We start from the raw sequence: 23,981 nt of genomic DNA, 5'->3' as shown, positions 1-23,981 counted from the left end.
GATGCATGGAGACCATCTTTTTGTCAGAATCTGATTCCTCCGGTTTCTTTTCGATTGAACAAGAGCGCTGCGTAATGGCACTCGGCTCCTTTGACGGCGTCCATCTTGGGCATCGGCGGGTCATTGGGACGGCTAAGGAGTTGGCCAAGCGCCACAACATGCCGTTAGCCGTGCTGACTTTTCATCCGCATCCCCGGGAAGTGCTGGGTCAGAGTGGCGGAGAGATCGATTATTTGATGCCCTTGGAATTAAAAAGGGACGTTATGGCTTCGCTCGGAGCAGACCGCTTTTATGTCGTGAAGTTCGACCGCGAATTTGCAAGCTTGTCCCCGCGACAATTTGCGGACCGTTATTTGCTGCGACTGAACGTCAAGCATGCCGTTGTCGGGTTCGATTTCACTTACGGAGACAAGGGAAGCGGAAACGCGAACACGCTTGAAGCGGATGGAGGAGGTTTTTACCGGGTGCATATCGTCCCCCGGATGGACCATCAGAAGCAGAAAATCAGTTCAACGATGATCCGGGAATTGCTGCGGTCAGGTGAAGTGAAGCGGATCGCCGACTATTTGGGCGGTTTATATACGACGAGAGGTCAAATTTATTCGTTCAACAACGATTCAAAGCGCGGGGTGAGTGCGAATATTCAAGTTGATCGACATTATATGCTGCCGGCGGAAGGTACGTATGAAGTCATGATTTATTTGAACAGTCAAATGTATAGCGGAATTGCAACTATCGATCTGCAGCCGGACGGGTTGCGCAAGCTCGATATGATATGGCATGATAAATCTGTTCAGCTAAAAGAGCATTCGGCAATCGAGTTCAGTTGGGTCGATCGGGTGAGAGAGCAAAGGTTCGCTTTACGAATGGGGGCTTCAAGCAACTGAAACGACATTGTCGCCAGCTTGATAAGGAAGCAATGAAAAGGAGCGGAACGATGGCAGCGAACATGAACGAGAAAATAAAGGAGTTCGCAGGCTTTATCGCTTGGGCGGAAAAAATGAGAAGCCTCGACCATGAGCTTTGGAGAAAGCCGATCACCGAAGGGAAATGGTCGATCCGGGAAATTTTGACCCACATCATGTTCTGGGACCGAAATTTGCTGGAGAAGATAGTTCCCAATGTGACAGAAGGCGCAGAGTTGTTTTTCGTGGATATAGATTCGCTCAATCAAGAAGCCTCATTATTTTCTCAATCGTATACGAAGCCCGATGCTCTTATCGATGACGCCGTGAACACTCGGAAGCAGCTGCTGCTCCTGTTGAATGAATGTTATGATGACACAACGCAATTCCGCATCGATCATGGGCAATATACATTTGAGAAATTGTTGGACGAATTCATTGAGCACGATGAGCATCACATCAAACAAGTGGAGTCATTTTTAGCACAGCCGAAATCATTATGAATTTTCTTATACGACAAACGAAGGGAAAAGGGCCGCTTGAAGCCCCTTTCCCTTTTTTCGCTTCGGTTCAATACCGTCCGTAACCTATTGCTCGATCAGGCTGTCCAGCGGCACGTTTTGCTCCTGCTCCGGTTGCCCGAGCGGATAAATCCGGGCGGTTTCGTCTTCATTTACATGTTGAATGTATACATTGGTGCCTTGAAAGGTTACATTTGCCATTACCGGTGAATCCGCAATCTCAACTGCCCGTTGTTTGTTCAATGTCGTATCCTCCAATGCGCTGTGATTGTAACCTGAAATAGCATGTAACGTTTCCCATGAAAATATTCCGATTTTATCAACGGGTGGTATCGATCTCCTTATCGAAAGCCCGGTCCGAAAGCAGCAAATAAGAAATGAGCGCCCCGCTTGAATCAATCAGTACATCGTACAGCCGCCCGTCACGATGAAAATACAGCTGGAAAATTTCCGTAACGATTGCGAACAGGATAGACAATAGTAAAGCGGTATTTTTTCTCCGGACCATATTGAACAACAGGACGTCCATAATGGCAAAACCGATGAAATGCCCGAGCTTGACGACGATCCATTCGTCATGAATTTTATTGATGTCCATCAGCCGGAAAAATTGCCGAAAGTGAGGATCCGGATTGAAATTAAAATGAATATATTGATGCTTCAGCAGCATGCTTAAACTGACCGTACATGTGAAAATAAAAAGGATGCTTGTCCATGACATCGCCAGTAAAATTCGGGTTTTCAGCTTCATTGTTTCTCACCTGTCTTATTCATATATAAATCTAGTATAGATCGATTTTTCTCCAAGCATACCTCCAAGACGAGCTGCTAGTTTCGGGAGGCTGCAATTCTTATAAAATCCACATCCATATAAGTGATGACGAACAACTTGATGAAAAAGTCTTTATCGGCGTGCACAGATATCCGTGTTCCGGAAGCAGCCATAGCAAAGGACTTGAAGCTCCTGATGTTACTTGTTAACATGATGAAAGAAAAAATCATCGATGAACGGTAAACCGGTTTATATTTAGCCGGCGAGAGAGACAAGAGGAGTGAGTTCGTGGTCAAGGTTACAATGGCCGATGTGGCGGAAAAAGCCGGTGTGTCCAAAAGCACCGTTTCCCAATATTTAAATAAACGGTACGAATATATGAGTGCGGAAACGAGATCGAAAATTGAAGAAGCGATTGAAGAGCTGGAGTACCAGCCGAACGCGTTGGCGCGGAGCTTGAAGCAAAAGCGGACGTCAACGATCGGCATCATTGTGGCGAACATTATGCACAGCTTCTCGACGGAAATTTGCCGGGCGATTGAAGATTATTTTCAGGAGTACGGCATGAATGTCATGCTGTGTAACTCGTACGAGGATGCGGAGAAAGAGAAGATGTATATCGAAATGCTGCAGGCGAAGCAGGTGGACGGCATCATTTTGTTTCCGACCGGCAAAAACAAGCAGCTGTACAAAAAGCTGACGAAGCAGCGCACCCCGATCCTGTTCATCGACCGCAAAGTGGAAGGGATTAACACGGACATCATCGCCGTGAACAACGGTGAAGCGGTTTATAAGGCGATTGAACATTTGGCGGAGCAAGGCCACCGGAAGATCGCCATATTGACGGCGCCGCTGACGATCAGTTCGCGCATGGAGCGGATGGAAGGCTACAAAAGGGCGGTGAAGGAGCTCGGACTGGAACAACATGAGCCGTTCATGATCAGCTGCGAAATGGCCGAAATGAAGAGCAGGCTGAACAAACTCTTTGCGGGGGAGATCAAGCCTTCGGCGATTATTGCCGGCAACGATTTGGTGCTGCTGGAGGTGCTTGCCCACATCAAAGCGAATGCGATCAAGGTGCCGGAGCAGCTCGCGCTGATCGTCTTTGACAACATCTCATTCGCGCATTTGTTGCAGCCGACGCTCACTTCAATCATCCAGCCTTCGCAGGAAATGGGCAAAGCCGCCGGGGAACTGCTCCATGAGCGGATTAAGGCCGACGGGCAAATCGACGCCTCGCCGCGCGAGCGGATTTTTGAATGCAAACTGGTTGTACGTGAATCCACCTTAAGAAGCACCCCTGCCGAAAAATAATTTTTTGGCGGGGTGCTTGAATTTTAAAAAGAGGTGCAGTATAATTTCGTCAAATAGATAAACCGGTTTAGTAAATCGGTTTATGAAGATTAAACCATTTATCACAATCGCAGGAGGTGAGCTTCTACTTGAATAAAGTTATTATTCCCACCTCGGTATTTGACCCGCAAAATCCAGCGGTAGACGGCCAGGAAAAGTATGCAGCATTCATTGCGGCAAACGGCGGACAAGGAATTGAAATCAGGCGGGAACTGTTTCGTACCGAGGATCTTCCATTAGAAAAGTGCCGGCGTGCCATTGAGCAGCATCAGCTCAATTGTGTCTATTCGGCTCCGGTGGAACTTTGGCTTGAAAGCGGCGAGTTAAATGAAAGCGGTTTAGAAGTGATCCTTGAAGAAGCGCAAGCGATTCAAGCGGACATTGTGAAAATGCCGTTAGGTCATTATGATGCTGTTCGATCAAATGTAAACGCAATATCTGGTTTATTAGGTCGTAATCTCCAAGGATCTAAGTCGATGATCTTAACGGTGGAAAATGACCAGACGGCTTACGGAGGCAATCTGCAGCAGCTGAACGCATTTTTTAAAGCGGTTTCAGAAAATGCCGTCCCTGTCCGCATGACGTTTGATATCGGAAACTGGGCGTACTCCGGGGAAAATGCGTTCGCTGCGGCCGAATTGCTGAGCAGGCATGTCGTGTATGTTCATTGTAAGCATGTCGAACAGGATGGCGATCAATTGAAAACGGTTCCAATAACTAAGGAGCCGAACGCGGACTGGAGACAGCTATTACAACGGCTGCCTGCGGACGCGCCGGCCGCCATTGAATTTCCTGTTGCGGATGCAAGCATGCTGCGTGATTATATCGCCCTGTTGAAAAAAGCGATGGAGAAGGAGGAAATCACTTGAACAAGCTGGATGTGGTCACTTTCGGAGAGGCGATGGCGATGTTTGTCGCCGATTCGCCCGGCGATTTGGCGGAAGTCAGTCAGTTCACGCGCCGTTTGGCCGGAGCGGAAACGAATGTCGCAATCGGGCTCGCGCGGCTCGGCCTTCGCAGCGGATGGGCAAGCAGAGTGGGGAAGGACGCCTTCGGTCAGTTTATTCAAGCAAAGCTTCGGTCGGAAAAGGTGAATATCGACTCGGTGACGACCGATGAGCGGAACCCGACCGGCTTTCAGCTGAAATCCCGTGTCGAAGCAGGCGACCCGCAGGTGCAATATTTCCGCAAACGTTCGGCGGCAAGCTTTATGGGAACGGAAGCGCTGGGCCGCGACTATTTTCTGTCCGCCCGGCATTTGCATATGACCGGCATTCCGCTTGGAATTTCGGAGAACACGCGCGCGTTTGCCGCAGAGGCGTTGAACTTGATGAAGCAGGCGGGACGAACGGTCTCGTTTGATCCGAATTTGCGGCCGTCCCTGTGGGCTTCGCGGGAGGAAATGATTTCGGTAACGAATGCATTCGCCTTCAAGTGCGATTGGGTGCTCCCGGGTATCGAGGAAGCGGAGCTGCTGACCGGTACGCGGAATGTAAAGGCGATTGCCGAGTTTTACCTGCAGCACGGAGTCAAGCTAGTCGTCATCAAGTTGGGTGCCGAAGGAGCCTATTATTGCAGCCGGACGGAGGAAGGCGCCGTTCCCGGATTCAAGGTCGACAACGTTATCGATACGGTCGGAGCCGGAGACGGCTTCTCGGTCGGCTTGATCAGCGGCCTGCTGCTCGGCTATGGCGTAGCGGATTCGGTTGTGCGCGGCAATGCGATTGGAGCGATGGCTGTCCAAACCTACGGCGATCATGAAGGTTATCCGGAGGAAGCCTCGCTGACGTCATTTATTAAACAGCATCTGAAAGGAGCGAGATGTTCATGAGCAAACCTCAATTATCCGCCTCCCGCTGGTTCCGGTTAATACCGGTTATTTTCATCACGTACAGTCTTGCCTATTTGGACCGGGCAAATTACGGTTTTGGGGCAGCGGCCGGAATGGCCGAAGATTTGTCCATTACGTCGTCGATGTCATCGCTGCTGGGCGCGCTGTTTTTTCTCGGTTATTTTTTCTTTCAGGTACCCGGAGCGTACTACGCGGAAAATAAAAGCGCCAAGAAGCTCGTTTTTGTCGCGCTCATATTATGGGGGCTTCTGGCTACCGCTACAGGGATGGTCACTAATGTAACGCTGCTGATTGGCATTCGCTTTATGCTTGGCGTTGTAGAGAGCGCTGTCATGCCGGCGATGCTCGTCTTTTTAAGCCATTGGTTTACGAAAAAAGAACGTTCCCGGGCCAATACGTTTCTCATTCTCGGCAATCCGGTTACGGTGCTGTGGATGTCGGTTCTGTCCGGATATCTCGTCACTTCGATCGGCTGGAGAGGCATGTTCATCGTTGAGGGGCTGCCGGCGGTGATTTGGGCCTTTATTTGGTGGAAGCTTGTGAACGATAAGCCGAAGGATGCGAAATGGCTTACCGATGAAGAGAAAAGAGCGCTGTCGGAAGAGATGAATCGCGAACAAGCAGATTTGAAAGCGGTTAAAAATTATCGTGAAGCGTTTCGCTCGCCAAGCGTCATCATCCTTGCCTTTCAATATTTTTTCTGGAGCATCGGTGTGTACGGTTTCGTGCTGTGGCTTCCTTCGATCGTCAAAGCGGCCCCGAATATGAGTATGATCGCCACCGGATGGCTGTCGTCGATCCCTTATCTGCTCGCGATTGCGCTTATGCTTCTGGCCTCTTACTTCTCGGATAAAACGCTGCATCGAAAAAGATTTGTATGGCCTTTCCTGCTAATCGGTGCAATCGCTTTCTACGCCTCTTATGCAATCGGACCCGACCAGTTCTGGATATCTTTTGTTTTGCTCATTATTGCAGGAGGAGCTATGTACGCGCCGTACGGACCGTTTTTTGCCATTATTCCGGAAATACTGCCGCGCAACGTCGCAGGAGGAGCGATGGCATTGATCAACAGCATGGGGGCGCTCGGTTCGTTTGCCGGTTCCTACATTGTCGGCTATTTGAACGGATCGACGGGCGGATTTGGAGCTTCCTATATGTTCATGGCAAGCTCATTGCTGCTTTCCGCGATTTTGACGATAATGGTAGGCAGAACGAAACAAGTAGGAATACGTTCACAGGTGGGAGTGAATCCGCGATGAATATTCAATTAGCTCTTGACCGGATGACGATCCAAGAGGCCGTTGATATGGCGCGAATCGTTCAGGACGAAGTGGATTGGATCGAAGTGGGAACTTCCCTCATTAAAGAATTTGGTATGGACAGCGTCAAGGAGCTCAAGCGGGCATTTCCGGATAAAACGATTGTGGCCGATATGAAAACGTTCGATAACGCCAAGTATGAGTTCGAGCTATGCTTCAATGCCGGCGCGGATGTTGCTACGGTAATGGGAGCCGCTCCGCTCGTGACGGTGGAGACGTGTATGGAGACTGCCGCCCGGTTCGGCGCGCAGGTCATGATCGATCTTCTCCATACTTCGACTGAACAGCAGAATACATTGCATCAATTCAACGATGCCGTTCACTGCATCCATGTCAGCAAAGATGAGCAGGAGCAAGCGGGGCATCAGCTTAAGAATGTCAGTCGGCAAGCTGGAGGAGTTCGCGCAGATGAAGGGCTGAAGCTGGCGATGGCCGGAGGGATCACGCTGGAATCGCTGCCGGGTTTGATGCTGCTTAAGCCGCATGTGGTCATTATCGGGTCCGCGATTACGAAGGCGGCCGACCCGCGGCAGGCGGCATTTCAAATAAGACAAGTGATGAATGAGCAGAGGGAGAGACGGATCTATGGATAAAATTCCGGCTATTATCGGGGAAATCGAAACGGTGCTGAACAAGCTGGAGGCCGGCGCTATTCAGGAGACGGCAGCGACTTTGGCGGAAGGGAAAAGAATTTTCGTCGTCGGAGAGGGCCGGTCGGGACTGATGGCCAAATCGTTTGCGATGCGCATGATGCATCTTGGCGCGACGTCGTATGTCGTCGGAGAGACGATTACGCCCTCGATGGCCGCCGGCGATATTTTGGTCGCGGTGTCCGGCTCGGGAACGACGAAAAATGTCGTGTGGGTTGCGGAAAAAGCGCGAGAGCTGGGCTGCACCGTGATCGGCGTAACAACGGACGAACAGTCTCAGCTGGGGCGCAGCGCGACAAAGCTCCTGCACATTCCGGCAGCCACGAAATATAGACGCGAGGGCGAAGCGGCAAGCATTCAACCGCTTGGGTCGCTGTTCGACCAATGCGTCCATCTCGTCCTGGACGCCGTATGCCTGGAATATGGCGGCATCCGGCAGGTGGACGGCGGCATGGCGCTGCGCCTGCACAGCAACGTGGAGTAATACGACGGAAGCGGACTCGTTCGAGTCTATAATAGAGGCCGAAAGAAGGACGGTTCCTAAACCGTCCTTCTTTCGGTTTTTTCGAAATAACAGAATGGTTAAATTTTGCTTTATCCATCTGAAGCGGGGCATTATAAAGCCTGCAGCAGGATTGTTGAGGAAGAATGTTGAAATATGCAAGAACACCGCTGCCGTGCGGTCAGGCGATCCTTTTTCACCAGATCGGTAACGGGCAGAATAACACAATGGAAGGGTATAATAAAATTGGTAAAGCAAACACTACATGAGCTGCCTTGTATTGATATAAAAAGTAGACGACCAAAAATATCATCATGAAAAAGGAGATAAGATGACAGAGAAAACAGCGGTAACCGAAACAGGATGGAACTTCGATAACAGTTATGCCCGTCTGCCGGAATCATTTTTTACGAAACAAAACCCAACTCCTGTACGAGAGCCGAAATTGGCCGTTCTTAATGATTCGTTGGCGAGAGCGCTGGGGTTGAATGTCCAAGCGCTGCGAAGCAATGATGGTGTAGCGGCGCTAGCCGGCAACCGGATTCCCGAAGGCGCTTTGCCGCTTGCTCAAGCTTACGCCGGGCATCAATTCGGGCATTTTACGATGTTAGGGGACGGAAGGGCTCTGCTGCTTGGCGAACAAATCACTCCCCTGGGCGCGCGGGTGGATATTCAGCTGAAAGGTTCAGGTATAACGCCATACTCCCGACGAGGCGATGGCCGCGCGGCACTCGGGCCGATGCTGCGCGAATACATCATAAGCGAAGCGATGCATGCGCTTGGTATTCCGACGACCCGCAGCCTGGCGGTGGTAACGACCGGTGAGTCCGTATTTCGCGAAACCGAGCTGCCCGGAGCGATTCTGACCCGCGTGGCTGCCAGTCATCTGCGCGTCGGCACCTTTCAATACGCTGCAAGTTGGGGTACCGAGGAGAACCTTCGGGCGTTGACCGATTACACATTGCAAAGACATTTTCCGGAAATTGACGCCGATGAGAACCGCTATCTTGTCCTGCTTCAGGAAGTGATCAAGCGGCAGGCCAAGCTGATTGCCAAATGGCAGCTCGTCGGCTTTATTCACGGAGTGATGAACACCGACAACATGGCCCTTAGCGGAGAAACGATCGATTACGGCCCTTGCGCCTTTATGGATGCTTATGACCCGGCCACGGTATTCAGCTCCATTGACGTCCATGGGCGTTACGCCTATGGCAATCAGCCGCATATTGCCGCGTGGAATCTCGCGAGATTTGCTGAAGCCCTCTTGCCGCTGCTGCATGACAGCGAAGAGCAGGCGATCAAACTGGCCGAGGATGCGATTTCTGATTTCTCCGAGTTGTATCACCGTCATTGGCTCGGGGGAATGAGGGCAAAACTGGGAATCTTTAACGAAGAGCAAGAGGATGAATCCCTCATTAAAGGTCTCCTAACCATGATGCAGAAATATGGTGCGGACTACACCAATACTTTCCGCGCATTAACTTTTGATCAACCGAAGGATTCGGATCTGTTTGACGCCAAGGAATTTGCTTCGTGGCATGAGCAGTGGCAGGCGAGACGAGGCAGGCAGCAGGAGCCCGAAGCCGCTTCGCAACAGTTGATGCAAAGCAGCAATCCCGCGGTAATCCCTCGCAACCACCGGGTAGAAGATGCACTGGAAGCTGCGGTGGAACAAGGAGACTACAGCGTGATGGAGCGGCTTCTTGTTGCTCTTTCGAGCCCCTTCGCGCACTCCCCCGAACAGGCGGAATACGCCACGCTGCCAGAGCCAGCAACCCGTCCTTACCGAACTTTTTGCGGGACTTGATCGAAGCATTGAATTGAAAGGCTGTCCACTCAAGGGACAGCCTGTTTTGTTTCTCACTTAAAGAAGTGCGGTGAACAAGAGCGAAGCGGCTGGTTTGGAATCGGAGAAGCGTCAGCGTTCGCATTTGAAGACGGATCGTAACCCTACAAGGGGTTAGACAATACTAACGATCCGGCTTCAACAGCGATCGGAGATCCGAACCAGCCGCGCAGCGATCCTACGTTCACCGCACTTCTTTTATCTCCCCTCGCGTCAGATAAAATGACATAATTCGACGTTTTTTATTGACACGCTCAAGAAGGTTCGTTTATAGTTAATAACATGATGATACTAATTAAACGGTTTTTTTAAGAAAAATAGCGATAAATCAGCTTGGTATCGTAAGTTTCCCCATATTTTCCATCTTAATTATTATTGCAATGAAATTAATTGACGAGAGGTTGGTACGATGGGGGATCGGTTGAAGCATGACCAGGAGTTCATCAAGAAAAAAAATCAGATTCTCATTCTTGAAATCATCCAGAAAAACAACAGGCGGATATCGAGAGCCGATATTGCCAAGATGACCAAGATGAGTCCGGCTTCGGTTGGACGGATCGTGAACACGCTGATCGAAACCGGGCTCATTAAAGAGACCGATCAACAGTCCTCAGGCGTCGGCCGCAAGGCGACGATGCTCGAATGCGATGTGCAGTCGCTGTTAGCGATCGGCGTTGAAGTGGACCGGAACGTTATCAAAGCGGCGATTGTCGATTTGGATGGCCGCATTATCACCGAGGCCGAGAAGAAGGCGGACAACAGCGCGAATTGTCCGGAGACGGTCGCCAGCCGCATTATTGACCTCATTCGGCAATTGGCGGACGGACAAAAGGTTGAGCTGAACAAGTTCATCGGCATCGGAATCGGCATACCGGGCATCATTAATCCCGACACCGGGGAAGTGATCATTTCGGCACAGCTGAAATGGAAAAATGAGCGCTTCGCTTCTTTAATCGAAGACAAATTGCCGCTCCCCGTCGTCCTGGATAACGATTTAAAGGTTAAGGCGCTTGGCGAAAGCAGTTATTGGCCCAAATCCGACGAAACCAAAACCGTTCTCGTCAGCGTCGGCAGCGGCGTCGGGTCCGCGCTTGTGGATGAAGGAGAGATTTATCGGGGAGCCAACAATATTGCTGGCGAAATCGGCCATTCCACCGTGAACCCGGATGGGATGCTTTGCGAATGCGGCAAGAGGGGCTGTCTGCAAACGTATATTACGGACTTGTCCCTGCTTCAGGAGGCGAACCAAGTGAGGCCGGTCCATCATGTGGAAGACATTTTCGAAGCGATGCGCAATGGCGAAACGTGGGCCTATAACATCATTGAACGTGCTTGTACTTATATTGCGGTCACGATCAACAACGTCGTCTGTACGTATAATCCGGACCGGATCATTTTAACGGGCAACTTTATTGAACATCATTCCGACACGTTCGAGATGGTGCGGGCAAAAATGAAAGATTTCATCTGGGAACCGTTCAGCGGAACGTTCGATTTGTCCCGTTCGAAATTGGGCGAGAATTCCGTTCGGATCGGAGCGGCCAAGCTTGTGCTGCAGCAGCGGCTTAAACAGGGGCTTCCGCTCGATTAAATTATTGGAGGGGGAAACAGCGTGGAAACAGCTCTTGTTAAAGAATATCGCGGAGGATTTGAAGAGTGCGTTCACTACGGTCATATTTGCGGTGTGAATGAGAAAGGACAAATTGTCTATTCCGCAGGCAATCCGGAAGCCGAGACGTTTCTGCGTTCCTCAGGCAAACCGTTTCAGGCGATTCCGGTTGTAAGGCATGGCGCTGACCAGGCATTCGGGTTTACCGATGCGGAAGGGGCGATTACGATCGGCTCCCACCGCGCCGAGCCGTTTCATGTCGAGATTTTGGAATCGATCATCCGCAAAACGGGAATTGGCGAACAGCATCTGATTTGTCATCCTACATATCCGCTCAGCGTATATGCAACGGAAGATTTGCTTCGCCAGAACGCTTCCAAACGGGCCATTTATCATAACTGTTCCGGCAAACATTTGGGCATTCTTGCGCTGTGCAAAAAGATGGGTTATCCGCTGGAAGGTTACGGCGAGCTCGATCACCCTGCCCAGCAGGAGATTTTGGAGACGCTCGCTTACTTGGCGGAGCTGCCGAAAGAAGCGATTCATCTCGGTACCGACGGCTGCGGCTTCCCCGTGTTTTCAATGCCGCTCCATGCTTTGGCAGTCGCTTATCTCAAGCTGGCCTGCCCCGATTTAATCGATAACGAAGAAATCCGGACGGCGGTGCAGACGATCGTACGGCGTATGAATGCCCATTATGAGATGGTCGCTGGTACGGACCGGATTTGCTCGAGTCTGCTGATGGATCCGAACATTGTTGCCAAAGGCGGAGCGAAGGGCGTCTACTGCTTCGGATTGAAAAAAGAGCGTCTCGCTTTCGCGCTGAAAGTGATTGACGGCTCCGAGGACGAATGGCCGATCATCGTCGCTTCGATTTTGGAGCAAATCGGCTACGACAATCCGGAAACGATCGCCCGGATGTATAAGCTGGCGCCGCTCGACATCAAAAATGACAACCAAAAAGTGATCGGCCGCAACGAGCCGGTGTTTACGTTACAGCAGTCAATCCAACCTTAAGTATCAATCTCATTATTGATATATACATGACATCTAGGGGGAAATTACGTGATTAAATGGAAGTCTTCAGCACTCGTACTATCCGGTGTATTAGCAATGTCAACCATACTGGCGGGATGCGGCGGCAAAAACGAAAGCGGCGCAAATTCAGCATCCGATTCGGGTAAAACGGTCAACATTTCCTACCTGGACCCGCTGCCGAGTCCGGAGCGGACGAAGCTTATGGAAGGGCTGATCGGTAAATTCGAAACGGCCAACCCGAGCATCAAGGTCGAATATATGTCGGTACCGTGGGATCAGGCGAGCAAGAAATGGATTACGATGGGAGCGTCCAAAACGCTGCCGGACGTCGTCAGCATTGACGATACGTCGCTAGCCGGACTTGCTTCCGCAGGTTATATCGAAAATTTGCAGCCTTACTACGATAAATGGGACCAAGTCGGCAATTTGACCGAAGCGGCCAAACAAGCACGCAACAAGTTTAACGATCAAGTATATGCGATTCCGGACGCATTCCTGCTGCAAGGTTTGTTTATTCAGAGCAACTGGTTTAAAGAGCAGGGACTTCCCGAGCAAATCGATACGTGGAACGATTACTTCACGCTGGCGCAAAAATTGACCGATTCCAAAGGGCATTACGGCATTTCCTTCCGCGGCGGAGCGAACGGCATTATCCGCGCCATGGAATATGTGATGTCGGCTACCCACTCGGATAGCTGGTATGACCAGGACGGCAAGTCGATTTTGTATAAGCCGGAAGCAAAAGCCGCCTTCAAACAATTTTACGATTTGTACATGAACGGTTACGCGCCGAAAGAATCCATTGCGTGGGGATTCAACGAGATGGTGCAAGGCTTCATGAACGGCCAAACCGGCATTTTGAACCAAACGCCGGAAGTTATTGCTGTCGCCGGGAAAAATATGAAAGAAGGCACGTGGAACGTCGTGCCGATGCCGAAATCGGATGACGGCAAACGGTACATCTTCTGGGGCTTTACCGCCGCTTACGCGATGTCCGCAAACTCCGAACATAAAGATGCCGCCTGGAAGCTGATCGAGTTTTTGAGCTCGCCGGAAAGCAACCTGGAATACAGCAAACAAAACACAAGCATTCCGATTTACAAGAAAAACTTGGACGATCCGTTCTTCAAGAGCGGTCCGATCGCCGGTTATGCAGGTGCGATGGCGGATTCCAACATTGTGTTTGCCGGACCGCCAAGCTATTTGACGAATCTGAGCGAGTTTACCGCGACGTACGCAGTGGAAGAGACGCAGAAATATATGTCGGGCAAACAGAACTTGGACGATACCGTGAAACACCTTGCAGACTGGCTGACCAATGCGCAAACGGAGTACACGAAGGCGAATTCCAGTAAGTAAGAAGCAGCACATACAAAACACGCATAATCAACCAAACTTTATTTGATTATGCGTGTTTTATTTTTTTACAGGTGGTGGAACGACATGTCAGCTAACGTTAAGGCAGCTGTATCGCCTTATCCAAAAAAACGTTTTTTCCGGCGGATGGAAGCGTACTTGTTATTGCTGCCCGCTTTAATTATTATCGCGGCCTTTTTCGGTTATCCGCTGTCGAAAGCGATCCAGCTTTCCTTTATGCACTACGTTTTGTTTGAACCGAACAATATTCATTTCAGCGGTTTGGATAATTATAAATCCATTTTAAGCGAAGACAATTTGCCCGGCATCCTGTTCAACTCGCTCATCTGGGTTGTGTTGACGGTAGGGCTGCAGTTTGGGCTCGGATTTGCGCTCGCGCTTGCACTTAATAAATCGTTCCGGGGAAAAAACGTGTATCAGGCCATCGTGTTTCTGCCTTGGGCCGTATCCGCATTTCTGATCGGCATGATTTTCAAATTGATGTTCAGCGAGCGCAACGGACTGATCAATGAGCTGCTCATGAAATTCGGATTGAGCGATCACGCGGTTCCGTTTTTGGCGCTGACCGGGACGTCCATTTATCCCGTCATTGCTGCGATGATCTGGTATGGGGTGCCGTTTTTCGGCATTATGATTTTGGCCGCTCTGCAATCGGTACCGAAAGACGTATACGAATCGGCGGATATTGACGGCGCCGGAAAAGTGCGGCAGCTGTTTCAAATTACGATCCCTTATATTAAACCGACCCTTATTTTGACGGTGCTGCTCCGCTGCATTTGGGTATTCAATTCCGCCGATTTAATTTATGTGATGACGAACGGCGGCCCAGCTAACAGCTCCCACAACTTGCCGTCTTACATCTTTAACAAAATCGGATATTCGACGGACTATGGACAAGCTTCCGCGCTCGGGGTCATGATGCTCATTTTCCTGACCGTTTATGCAGTTGTGTTCCTGCGTGCGACAAAATACGATGAAGCGGGGGATATTTAACATGCCGCTACTGCTTAAGAGAAAAGGTCCCGGACTCATTCGGTTCGTCATGCTCGCTTTATTTCTGCTCGGCACGCTGCTTCCATTTTACTGGATGTTTATCACGTCCTTGAAAGGCAGGCAGGAAATTTACGGCGACAAATTGACGTTTTGGCCGGAAGAGCTGACTTGGGCCAACTATATCGAAACGTTCAAAACGTCCAATTTCCCGCATTATTTCGCGAACAGCTTTATCGTCAGTATCGTCAGCGGCATTCTGGTCCTGATCGTGTCCATACTCGGCGGCTACAGCTTGGCCCGCTACCGTTTTAAAGGGAAAGGCGTTATCATGCTGCTGTTTCTCGGGACGCAGATGATTCCGGTCATTATTATGCTGGTGCCGCTGTTTATTGCATTCAGCGAGTTGAATATGCTGGATTCGTTGACCTCGCTCATTGTAACGTATACTGCGATCAATATCCCGTTTTGTCTCATTACGATTTCCGGATTTTTTCAACGCATCCCGGTCGCTTTGGAAGAAGCGGCGATGATTGACGGATGCGGCAGGCTGGAGACGGTCGTGCGCATTATTTTGCCGATTATGCTGCCCGGTATTGTCGCAACGTTCGTATTTGCGTTCACGGCTGCCTGGAACGATCTGTTCTTTGGCATTATGTTTACGACGAGCGAAAGCGTAAAGACGGTTCCGGTAGGACTGAACAATTTTGTGCAAAAGTTTGACGTCAACTGGGGCGAAATGAGCACGGCAGGCATTTTATCGCTGCTTCCGGTCGTTGTATTATTTGCCATCATGCAGCGTTATATTGTGGCGGGCCTTTCACAGGGCGCCGTAAAAGGGTAAGCGGAAAGGAAAGAGAATTCGATATGCTGCTGGAAGTAATTGCAACAAGTTTGGATGACGTACAATCGGCCGTCAGAGCGGGTGCCGACCGGATCGAGCTGGTGACGGGCCTTCTGGAAGGCGGAATGACGCCCAGCATCGGGTTGATGGAAGAAGCGGTGCGGTTGTCGGCCGTCCCGGTGCATGTGATGATTCGTCCTCATAATCAGTCTTTCCATTATGACCGGCATGATATCAAGGTGATGCTGAAAGATATCGAAGTAGCCAAACGGGCGGGTGCCGCAGGCATCGTTGTGGGCGCGCTCACTTCGGATGCAAGAGTGGACAAACAGGCATTGAACATCCTGCTCGAGGGAACGGAGGGACTTGCCGTCACCTTTCATCGGGCATTCGACGATACACGGAATATGGATGAAGCGCTGGACGATCTATTGGTGTTTCGTCAAGTCAACCGGATTTTGACATCCGGGGGCAGGCCAAGCGTGCTGGATGCGGAGGAGACGATCAAGCGTCTTGTTCGCAGAACGAAGGGAACGGCCATTCATTTGCTTGCCGGCAGCGGTTTGACGGTTGAAACGCTGAGCGGGTTTATTCAGGAAACCGGGGTTCGAGAAGTTCATTTCGGGCGCGGCGTCCGGATCGGAAACCGCACGGAAGGCCGGATTGACGAGAACCGGATCATGACGATTAAACAACTGCAACGAAATTTGTCGCGAGATTAAGAAAGAGGCTGACGATGAAAGAAATTTATTTGGGAATCGATTTGGGCGGTACGAAAATGCTGGCTGCGCTTGTAGATCCGGAAGGTCGCGTGATCGATCATATGCAGGCGGCAACACTTGCGGATCAAGGAAGCGAGCGCGTAATCAGCCGGCTTATTGCGCTGGCTGAAGCGTTAATCGATAAACATTCTGACGAAGGCGGAAGCAAGCTGCGTATATGCGGAATCGGAATTGCGGTTGCCGGCATCCTGGATCCGCAGGAAGGAACAGTACTGCTGGCGACAAACCTCGGCTGGCGCGACGTCCCGGTCGGGCGCATGCTGGAGCAGCGCTTCAGCTGTCCGGTTCAAGTGCTGAACGATGCCAATGCGGCCGCACTTGGCGAATGGATGGCGGGAGCCGGCGCGGGAACGAAAAATATGGTGTTCGTAACCGTATCGACCGGAATCGGCGGCGGCATTATAAGTGAAGGGAAACTGCTGCTCGGCGCTTCGAACAGCGCTGCGGAGCTTGGGCATATCAGCATCGACCGGAACGGACCGCTCTGCGCATGCGGAAACCGCGGCTGCGTTGAAGTGTACGCTTCGGGCACCTGGATTGCCGGGCGGGTTCAAGATGACATCGCTCGCGGCAGCCGGTTGCCTGAAGCGGTTGTTGCCGCAGCGGGCGGCGACCCGGACCGCATATCCGCGAAGCATGTAACGGCAGCCGCCCAAGACGGGAACGAATACGCCAAACAGAAGCTGGCCGATGCCGGAGCCGCGCTTGGAGCCGGTCTCGTCACGTTTATCCATCTTCTCAATCCCGAAATGATCGTTCTTGGCGGCGGCGTTTCCGAGAGCGGTCCGTTACTGTTCGATTCGATGCTGCAGGTTGTACGGGAGTACGGGATTCCCGGTATGGTCGACAACGTTCGGTTTACGGGCGCGGGGCTCGGCCTGTTTGCCGGTGCCGTCGGCGCTGCCCTCTGGTGGAAGTATGCGGCCTTATCGCGCGCTGTCCAAACGTGTTGAAGGCGCGTTACGGCGTTCCGCTTCAGAGGGCAGCGGCAGACAGACGCGGATGTCCGTCTTAACTTTCGATAACGAGCATATCCCAGTAGTAGAGGGAAGGAACCGTAATTTCAATCCGGCCGTCCTGCTGCTTGAACGGTAAAGATTGGCTTCTGCCGTGCTGCTGATCTGGCGAAGCCATGTATACTTTTTTGACCAGTTTATGAACCGGAACCTCGAGCTTAATCGCGTCTTGCGTCTTCGGATAAGGCGCGGTTCCATTATCGTCGCGCCATAAAATATCGTCGCGGTTCATCAGGTTAATGAGATGAACGATCTGCCTGTTCTCCTTCTCCTTGGCGAAATACCAAATCGTTTTTGGAGCGGGGGAGCTGGAAAGCGGATGGCTGTCGGACTTAAGCGTCACGTTTGCCTCCTGCACGTTGTCGCGCAGCAGATTTTCATAGGCGACAATAAAGTCGTAATAGCGCTGCAGATCCTGCTCCAGATCGGCGGACATTTTCAGCGATTTATTCGGAAAATATTCCTTCGACAGCATTCCGGAGTCCCCGAGTTCAATATGGGAACCCCCTAATGCAAAAATAACGCTGTTTGTCATCAATATGCCCGCTTTGTTAAATTGTCCCTGGTGATCGGCGAGCCGGTAATTCATATAACCCGCCAGTACCATGTTTTTTAATCCGTTGGTCAGTTTGGAGCCGGAATCGAGAATTTGCTTCAGATCCGCATAGGTGGGCTGGTTCTCCCACACTTCCGTATACAGAAAATCGGTTGCTCCGCTGTCCGCGATCTGCTGCTGACCGTACCCGGAAACGGCATTCATAACGAGCCGATTGCCGAGCTGATTGCGAGCTTCCGTTAGAAAGCCGCCGAAAGCTTGAGCCAGGTCGACTTGATTGCCCCGGGCATCCCACCGGCTGCCGCGGTCGCCGAGCTGATCGACGTGCAGTCCGTCAAAATCGAGATTGCCGAACACTTTTTTCTCCTGCTCGAACAAGTAACGCTGCCAATCCGGATTCGCCGGATTCATCAGCTGAATATTGCTCGCCCAAGAATCGGGCAGCGGATGAAAATCCTGCTTCGTATGCTCTCTGTCTTCGAATAAGCCCCACTCCGGTTTCACTCCGCTCCCTTCTTCGTTTGCGTAGGAACCATAGAGCAAATTGTAGTTCATGGCCATCATATTTTTGTTATGGGCGAATTCAATATATCGTTTTACGGTATCAAAGCGGACCTCTTGATTCGCAACATTGTTCCACCGGCTATGCGGGATATCGCCCGCAGTTGGAATAGGTTCATTATGCTTCCACTGCCAATCGTAAAATTGCAGGCCGTTCAAATGGTACCGGTTCAACCGGTTGATCACCTGCTGCATCGCTTCCGTCTTCATGTCCGGGAACTCGGATAAATACCCGTAACGGGGAAAACGGGACCAATCGCTTGAGACGTCAACCGCGGTTGTGATTCCATCCCGGATCTGCTCGCCCTGAATAAAGTCGGCTTCAGCCATATAGCCCTTATAATCGTCCGCCGGCGGTGTCCAAATGACGGTGTAATCCCTTTTCTCATTCGGTTGCAGCACAACGAAGAGCGGTTGATTCGCACCGACCTGCCCATCCAGATGCTTCCAGCGAACTTGAATTTTTCCGCTTTGCTGCTTCCCGGTCGGATTTTGGATCTGAATCAGAAGCTTTACCGACTGCCCGGGATTATACCTGGCGGCATCGGTTTCCACTCCCGTAATCCATGTTGCCGAATTTTCGCCTTCTAAAGAGTATTGGGCGGTCGAGTTGTCACTGCTTGCCGAGTTTTCACTATTATTTGGAGACTCCCCATCCCGGGGACCAATCAGAAGGAGCACAATCGCAAACGCGGTCACGGGCAATAGAATCAACAAGGTTCGACTACTAAAGGATCGAAGTTTCATCACGGACTCCCTCCTTTTCAGATGTTCACTTTCATTATATGCGAAACATTTCGTTCTTTTATAGGGGATAATTTTTATTAAAAATCATAATAAAGGGGGTCATTTTTTAATAAATTATAAAGAAAAAATATTAAATTCTATTCATTTTATTATAATTAGTCTTTTTGAGTTAATTTAACGGGAGTATTGTATGCGTTTTCAAAAATTTTGTAAACGATTACAATCTAGATTTTATCGTGTCACTAGGTCTATGGGCCTATAATTGGATTTGCAATTACTTACAGTGACAGTTTGTTTCGAACCCGGCTATAGTCTGTGTAGCGTAGAAGGCCAGATCCTTTTGCGTAATCTATCAGAGCGGGAGTGGGAAAATGACGATTAGTAAGAACTGGATGAAGGTGACTTTATGTTTTAGCTTATTAACCGGAACGGCGATTGCAGGAGCTTTGCCGGTGCAGCATGCGTTTGCAGAAACGCAGCCAGAAGCGGATACTCCCCTAAACAAAGAGAATTTAAAGCCGTTGTCCGTGCTTTCGGTCGAAGCATTGGATAATGGGGTGAAATTTGATTTAGGGGAATATGACGGTTACATCCGCCTTTATTCTTCCACGATGGCGAAAGTTTCCGTTGTCAAAAAAGGCGAACCTGAATTTGTTTCCGAGGGCGTAGCAAAAAAGGATTGGGAAAAACCACGTTTTAAAGCAATAGATGGAAAAGATGAATATACGCTTAAGACGGATGATATTACGGTAAAAATTCGCAAAGGCAAATTCGGCGTCAAATTTTTGGACAAGAAGGGCAATGTCATCAACGAAGACGCGGAGCAAGGGGCCGGTTACGAAAACGGGAAGCCGTACGTGTTTAAGAAATCGGACAAAAACGAGAACTTCTACGGTTTCGGCGAACAATCCGGCGGCTTGAACAAGCGTGGCAAAAGCCTGGGCATGTGGAATACAGACGCTTATGCTTATAACAAAAATACCAAATATTTGTATACTTCCATTCCGTTCTTTATCGGTCTGAAAGATAAAAAGGCCTACGGTATTTTCTTTGACAACACGTATCGCTCCTACTATGAAATGGCGAGCGAAAGCGACGATTACTACTACTTCTACGCCAACGGCGGCAAGCTGACCTACTACTTCGTGTACGGTCCGCAAATTGAAAATGTTATTGACCAATATACGGAGCTTACCGGAAAAATCACGATGCCTCCAATGTGGTCGCTCGGCTTCCACCAAAGCAAATGGGGCTACTCGGCGGATGAGCTGGTCAATATCGCCAGAACGTACCGCGAGAAAAAAATCCCGCTCGACACGATGCATTTTGACATCGACTACATGAACGGCTACCGCGTATTTACGTGGGACGACAAGTATAAGAAAGCGATGGAAACGCTGAAATCGGAAGGATTCCATGCCATTACGATTAACGATCCGGCCGTCAAGAAAGATGAGAACTACAACATTTATCAAGAAGGCACGGCGCGTGATTTCTGGGCGAAAAATCCGGACGGGTCCACTTTCATCGGTGAAGTTTGGCCGGGACCATCCGCTTTCCCGAATTTCCTGAAAAAAGATGTGCGCAACTGGTGGGCGGATCACCTCGGCACGCTTCTGAACAACGGCGCCGACGGTATCTGGAACGATATGAACGAGCCGGCTGTGTTCGACGGACCGCACCATACGATGCCGCTGGATACCGTGTTCGAAGGGGACAATGGCGAGAAAGTTCTGCATACGGAATTCCACAATTTGTATGGACACGCGGAAGCGGAAGCGACGTATGACGCTTATGCCAAGCATAAACCGAATACCCGTCCGTTTGTATTAACCCGCGACATGTACGCAGGTACGCAGCGTTATGCCGCACTTTGGACCGGCGATAACGTCAGCAACTGGGAACATCTGCAAATGTCGATTCCGATGAACGCCAACGTCGGTATGTCCGGGGTTCCGTTCGTAGGCAACGATATCGGCGGCTTTGCGAAAACAGGCGAATTCACTTCGCCGGAATTGTTTGCCCGCTGGATTGAAGTCGGCGCCTTCCTGCCGTTTGCCCGCGACCATTACGATAATAGTGCGAAGAACGGCAGTGCAGCAGGACAAGAGCCATGGCAGTTCGGTAAAGAAGTGGAGGATATCAGCCGCAAGTACATTTCCATGCGTTATGAGCTGATGCCTTACCTGTATAACCAGTTCAAGAAATCGGAGGAAAACGGTCAGCCGGTTCAACAGCCGCTTGTCTACCAATTCCAGAATGATCCGAAGACGTACAATGTGGAAGATCAATTCATGTTCGGCGATTCGATGATGCTTGCTCCTGTTGTGAAGCAAGGACAAACGAGCCGTGAAGTGTACTTGCCGGCCGGCGAGAAATGGGTCGATTACTGGACCGGTCAAAAATATGACGGCAACCAAACGATTACGGTCAATGCCGATTTGGGAACATTGCCGATCTTTGTGAAACAGGATTCCATTATCCCGCGTCAAGAACTTGAACAGCACACGGATGAGAAGAAACTGGAGAACCTGATTCTCGATGCTTACCTGGACGAGCAAGCAAGCTACAGCTTCTATGAAGACGATGCCAAGTCGTTGGATTACAAGCAAGGCAAGTACAACGTGACCGAATTCAAACTCAACAAAGAAGGCCGTACGATTGAGTTCAAGCAGGATAAAAAAGTACAGAATTACGATTCCGCGATTCGTTCGTACACGTTGAAGCTTCATGACGCCGAAGAGCCGCGCAAAGTAGAAGCCGGACGCGCCAAATATGACGCAGCTGGCAGCACGGACGAGCTGAACGGCAAAGAAAGAGCGTACTACTACGACAAGCAATCGAAGACGCTTTATGTGAAGATTCCGGTCAATGAGAACGAAAAAGTAAAAATTAAATCCGGTAAAGAGAACTAAGCCATCCTAAGCGTTTAACGCTAAGTTATCGGATTCGTACGAAAGGCAGACGAAGGACATGAATGTTCATGTTTCTTCGTCTGCTTTTTTTTGCTGTGGTAAACAGAAAGCGGGTTCACATATCCAATTGCGGGGCAATTCTAATCACGGTTTATGTCAGCACCAGTGGCGTGTTCAGCCTTATCGCAAATTGGCATGAATGAAGGGCAATCACGGTTTTGTATAGAATATGGAACAATAAACCACAAAATATTACCATTTTCTGAATTTGTAATTGATACTTAAGCAGATCATGACGACGTTCCTTCATAGGCGGTGACGGTATTGAAGTGGAAAGTTGCAATAGTTTTTATGCTCGCTGTGCTTCTATTGGCTAGTACATGGGCATACCATCATCGCAGCGAGGCTGTGTATGACCGTATTATTCATCAGAGAGGATACGTGGTATCGCTAGTCAAGGAACATATTTCTTCGGAATTTTTTCTGAGACCGGAATGGATTCCGGAGAGGAACGGCGATGAGAAGCAGTTGAATCTTGTTATTGACGATAAGTTTGGGACCAAGATCATACTGGAGAAGATAGGAAAGCGAGAACGTGACTTCTTTATTCAGCTCAATGCCATACCATACCCGAATCGTAAATTGGGGCAACTTTTATTGACATCCTTCATTACTCCCGATGGTTCGTTTACGACATCCGGGAATTTCGATCGATGGGTTGTCACAGATCCTGCAGGGCAGGACATTCTTCATCGCAATTTCGGTACGGGTAACGGACCGGGGAATATATCTTCGATTTTTATTGATGATCCATACCGGGATAAGTTTGAGCAAGGAGCCTATGTTCGTTTTTCGGGCTACAACTTGTACGGGTATCAGCAATTGGACGGTGAACTTGAGACATACTGGATTCCAATTTTGTTTCTCGGATTGTTGTTAGTTCTTGTGGCGTTATACCGGCGGCGCTCTGTTCAGGAAAATTGGCTAGGTTGGAAGCTCGTCGGTTATTTGTTTCTTGGCGGTTTTACCCTCTCGATTAATGAAGTAAAGCTTCCGCTGGGCTTTACTGTTTATTTGCTTCTCTTTCGAAAACTGAAGCCTAACAGCAAGATTAAGAACAAGGCGGCACTGCTTGGGCTGCTGGTTTACGTTTCACAACTACTCGTGCCTGCGTTTGCGGGAATGGTTGATTGGCATCCTAGAGAAATGGCTATTCGCAATGTCTCAATAGAGCAGCTTGGTATGGACGGGGTATGGAAGACAGTTACAGCACAAGCGCCTGTAAGTAAACAAGCAAAGCTTTTAAGTTACGAAATGGTTCTTTCGAGCCGCGGTGAAGTGCTGGAGCTTACGTTTCGTTTGGTCGAACGCGACGAAGGTCGTTTCATCCATACAGATGCGGTCTATGATGTTCAGGAGCAAATTCTCACGCTTAAACGCAGTTCGACGGATCAATGGCTGCAATACAATCGGCAGATCTCTGCTGAACATTTTTTTGCGAGGGTTGTTGAACTACATTTGATGAACTTGAGATCAGCCGGTGATCATCCCTATGTCAAACTGGAGCTTATGGAGGATGGAACGCCAGTGAATTATGGGATCAAAGAGGGTCACAAATTCGGAGTTGATGAAAAAGGTGTTTACGAGATCGTTAATGAGCAACTTCCGGTTACAGGAAACTGGATATCCGCGTGCGGGTTCAGGGTGTATGCAGAGCACTACAGCGGCTGTGAGGATCGAGTAGATTATCTTTTCGATATCGTGGGGGAGGGACGTTGGGATGGGGTTCCAGAAGCCAATCAAGTTCAATAGCTTTTGCGGAAACT

Annotated in this window: 21 protein-coding genes; 18 read left to right on the top strand and 3 right to left on the bottom strand. The window is 50.0% G+C overall.

Annotated features, from left to right (window positions below):
• Positions 1-5: 5 nt before the first annotated feature.
• Together VN24_RS01090 and VN24_RS01085 are read left to right on the top strand one after the other, a co-directional pair.
• Positions 6-887 carry an adenylyltransferase/cytidyltransferase family protein gene (locus VN24_RS01090; RefSeq protein WP_045668909.1) on the top strand — a complete coding sequence of 294 codons (882 nt, stop codon included), beginning with the start codon at positions 6-8 and terminating at the stop codon, positions 885-887.
• Between the two features lie 50 nt (positions 888-937).
• On the top strand, positions 938-1,408 hold the full coding sequence (locus VN24_RS01085; RefSeq protein ID WP_045668908.1) for a DinB family protein: 471 nt from the start codon (positions 938-940) through the stop codon (positions 1,406-1,408).
• Between the two features lie 84 nt (positions 1,409-1,492).
• On the opposite strand, the gene VN24_RS26715 is transcribed toward VN24_RS01085, so the two are convergent.
• Together VN24_RS26715 and VN24_RS01080 are read right to left on the bottom strand one after the other, a co-directional pair.
• A complete protein-coding gene (locus VN24_RS26715) occupies positions 1,493-1,669 on the bottom strand; it encodes an H-type small acid-soluble spore protein (RefSeq protein ID WP_082083553.1) in 177 nt (58 codons plus the stop codon).
• 76 nt (positions 1,670-1,745) lie between these two features.
• Positions 1,746-2,177, bottom strand: a complete 432-nt coding sequence (locus VN24_RS01080; RefSeq protein WP_045668907.1) for a VanZ family protein — start codon at positions 2,175-2,177, stop codon at positions 1,746-1,748.
• Positions 2,178-2,486: 309 nt separating this feature from the next.
• On the opposite strand from VN24_RS01080, the gene VN24_RS01075 reads away from it, so the two are divergent.
• The 14 genes from VN24_RS01075 to VN24_RS01010 all read left to right on the top strand — a co-directional run bounded on the left by VN24_RS01075 (position 2,487) and on the right by VN24_RS01010 (position 17,313).
• On the top strand, positions 2,487-3,512 hold the full coding sequence (locus VN24_RS01075) for a LacI family DNA-binding transcriptional regulator (protein WP_045668906.1): 1,026 nt from the start codon (positions 2,487-2,489) through the stop codon (positions 3,510-3,512).
• A 128-nt stretch (positions 3,513-3,640) separates the two neighbouring features.
• The gene (locus VN24_RS01070; RefSeq protein WP_052702722.1) at positions 3,641-4,420 is read left to right on the top strand and encodes a sugar phosphate isomerase/epimerase family protein; all 780 of its coding nucleotides are present in this window, start codon (positions 3,641-3,643) and stop codon (positions 4,418-4,420) included.
• Entirely contained in the window at positions 4,417-5,382 is a 966-nt protein-coding gene (locus VN24_RS01065; RefSeq protein WP_193790092.1) for a sugar kinase, read from the top strand. The genes VN24_RS01070 and VN24_RS01065 overlap by 4 nt, the downstream gene beginning before the upstream one ends.
• The gene (locus VN24_RS01060) at positions 5,379-6,662 is read left to right on the top strand and encodes an MFS transporter (RefSeq protein ID WP_045668905.1); all 1,284 of its coding nucleotides are present in this window, start codon (positions 5,379-5,381) and stop codon (positions 6,660-6,662) included. The genes VN24_RS01065 and VN24_RS01060 overlap by 4 nt, the downstream gene beginning before the upstream one ends.
• Positions 6,659-7,315: a 3-hexulose-6-phosphate synthase gene (gene hxlA, locus VN24_RS01055; protein ID WP_045668904.1), complete on the top strand. Its 657-nt coding sequence runs from the start codon at positions 6,659-6,661 to the stop codon at positions 7,313-7,315. The genes VN24_RS01060 and hxlA overlap by 4 nt, the downstream gene beginning before the upstream one ends.
• Complete coding sequence (gene hxlB / locus VN24_RS01050) at positions 7,308-7,856, top strand: 6-phospho-3-hexuloisomerase (protein ID WP_045668903.1); 549 nt, start codon at positions 7,308-7,310, stop codon at positions 7,854-7,856. The genes hxlA and hxlB overlap by 8 nt, the downstream gene beginning before the upstream one ends.
• A gap of 349 nt (positions 7,857-8,205) precedes the next feature.
• Complete coding sequence (locus VN24_RS01045; RefSeq protein ID WP_045668902.1) at positions 8,206-9,681, top strand: protein adenylyltransferase SelO; 1,476 nt, start codon at positions 8,206-8,208, stop codon at positions 9,679-9,681.
• A 448-nt stretch (positions 9,682-10,129) separates the two neighbouring features.
• Positions 10,130-11,311 carry an ROK family transcriptional regulator gene (locus VN24_RS01040; RefSeq protein ID WP_045668901.1) on the top strand — a complete coding sequence of 394 codons (1,182 nt, stop codon included), beginning with the start codon at positions 10,130-10,132 and terminating at the stop codon, positions 11,309-11,311.
• 21 nt (positions 11,312-11,332) lie between these two features.
• Positions 11,333-12,346 (top strand): asparaginase, encoded by a 1,014-nt coding sequence (locus tag VN24_RS01035; protein WP_082083552.1) that lies wholly within the window; start codon positions 11,333-11,335, stop codon positions 12,344-12,346.
• 96 nt (positions 12,347-12,442) lie between these two features.
• On the top strand, positions 12,443-13,726 hold the full coding sequence (locus tag VN24_RS01030; protein ID WP_045668899.1) for an ABC transporter substrate-binding protein: 1,284 nt from the start codon (positions 12,443-12,445) through the stop codon (positions 13,724-13,726).
• A gap of 84 nt (positions 13,727-13,810) precedes the next feature.
• Entirely contained in the window at positions 13,811-14,737 is a 927-nt protein-coding gene (locus VN24_RS01025) for a carbohydrate ABC transporter permease (RefSeq protein WP_052702721.1), read from the top strand.
• Position 14,738: 1 nt separating this feature from the next.
• A complete protein-coding gene (locus VN24_RS01020; protein WP_045668898.1) occupies positions 14,739-15,578 on the top strand; it encodes a carbohydrate ABC transporter permease in 840 nt (279 codons plus the stop codon).
• Between the two features lie 23 nt (positions 15,579-15,601).
• Positions 15,602-16,300, top strand: coding sequence for a copper homeostasis protein CutC (locus VN24_RS01015; RefSeq protein ID WP_045668897.1), 699 nt, complete (start codon positions 15,602-15,604; stop codon positions 16,298-16,300).
• A gap of 14 nt (positions 16,301-16,314) precedes the next feature.
• Positions 16,315-17,313 carry an ROK family protein gene (locus VN24_RS01010; RefSeq protein WP_045668896.1) on the top strand — a complete coding sequence of 333 codons (999 nt, stop codon included), beginning with the start codon at positions 16,315-16,317 and terminating at the stop codon, positions 17,311-17,313.
• 58 nt (positions 17,314-17,371) lie between these two features.
• Here the strand turns inward: VN24_RS01010 and VN24_RS01005 are convergent, their stop codons facing one another.
• Positions 17,372-19,240, bottom strand: a complete 1,869-nt coding sequence (locus VN24_RS01005) for a glycoside hydrolase family 66 protein (protein WP_082083551.1) — start codon at positions 19,238-19,240, stop codon at positions 17,372-17,374.
• Between the two features lie 371 nt (positions 19,241-19,611).
• Here VN24_RS01005 and VN24_RS01000 point away from each other — a divergent pair, with 371 nt between their 5' ends.
• Both VN24_RS01000 and VN24_RS28780 read left to right on the top strand, forming a co-directional pair.
• The gene (locus VN24_RS01000; protein WP_045668895.1) at positions 19,612-22,155 is read left to right on the top strand and encodes a glycoside hydrolase family 31 protein; all 2,544 of its coding nucleotides are present in this window, start codon (positions 19,612-19,614) and stop codon (positions 22,153-22,155) included.
• Between the two features lie 324 nt (positions 22,156-22,479).
• A complete protein-coding gene (locus VN24_RS28780; protein ID WP_045668894.1) occupies positions 22,480-23,967 on the top strand; it encodes a hypothetical protein in 1,488 nt (495 codons plus the stop codon).
• Positions 23,968-23,981: the final 14 nt, after the last annotated feature.

Source organism: Paenibacillus beijingensis (assembly GCF_000961095.1).
GTDB lineage: Bacteria > Bacillota > Bacilli > Paenibacillales > Paenibacillaceae > Paenibacillus_O > Paenibacillus_O beijingensis.
Note: the sequence above shows the minus strand (reverse complement) of the source record. Positions and strands in the feature narration are given on the sequence as shown.

Coding starts and splice junctions, on each gene's coding strand:
- VN24_RS01090 (WP_045668909.1), top strand. CDS start 6: ATGGAGACCATCTTTTTGTCAGAATCTGATTCCTCCGGTTTCTTTTCG.
- VN24_RS01085 (WP_045668908.1), top strand. CDS start 938: ATGGCAGCGAACATGAACGAGAAAATAAAGGAGTTCGCAGGCTTTATC.
- VN24_RS01080 (WP_045668907.1), bottom strand. CDS start 2,177: ATGAAGCTGAAAACCCGAATTTTACTGGCGATGTCATGGACAAGCATC.
- VN24_RS01060 (WP_045668905.1), top strand. CDS start 5,379: ATGAGCAAACCTCAATTATCCGCCTCCCGCTGGTTCCGGTTAATACCG.
- hxlA (WP_045668904.1), top strand. CDS start 6,659: ATGAATATTCAATTAGCTCTTGACCGGATGACGATCCAAGAGGCCGTT.
- hxlB (WP_045668903.1), top strand. CDS start 7,308: ATGGATAAAATTCCGGCTATTATCGGGGAAATCGAAACGGTGCTGAAC.
- VN24_RS01045 (WP_045668902.1), top strand. CDS start 8,206: ATGACAGAGAAAACAGCGGTAACCGAAACAGGATGGAACTTCGATAAC.
- VN24_RS01040 (WP_045668901.1), top strand. CDS start 10,130: ATGGGGGATCGGTTGAAGCATGACCAGGAGTTCATCAAGAAAAAAAAT.
- VN24_RS01030 (WP_045668899.1), top strand. CDS start 12,443: ATGTCAACCATACTGGCGGGATGCGGCGGCAAAAACGAAAGCGGCGCA.
- VN24_RS01025 (WP_052702721.1), top strand. CDS start 13,811: ATGTCAGCTAACGTTAAGGCAGCTGTATCGCCTTATCCAAAAAAACGT.
- VN24_RS01020 (WP_045668898.1), top strand. CDS start 14,739: ATGCCGCTACTGCTTAAGAGAAAAGGTCCCGGACTCATTCGGTTCGTC.
- VN24_RS01015 (WP_045668897.1), top strand. CDS start 15,602: ATGCTGCTGGAAGTAATTGCAACAAGTTTGGATGACGTACAATCGGCC.
- VN24_RS01010 (WP_045668896.1), top strand. CDS start 16,315: ATGAAAGAAATTTATTTGGGAATCGATTTGGGCGGTACGAAAATGCTG.
- VN24_RS01005 (WP_082083551.1), bottom strand. CDS start 19,240: ATGAAACTTCGATCCTTTAGTAGTCGAACCTTGTTGATTCTATTGCCC.
- VN24_RS01000 (WP_045668895.1), top strand. CDS start 19,612: ATGACGATTAGTAAGAACTGGATGAAGGTGACTTTATGTTTTAGCTTA.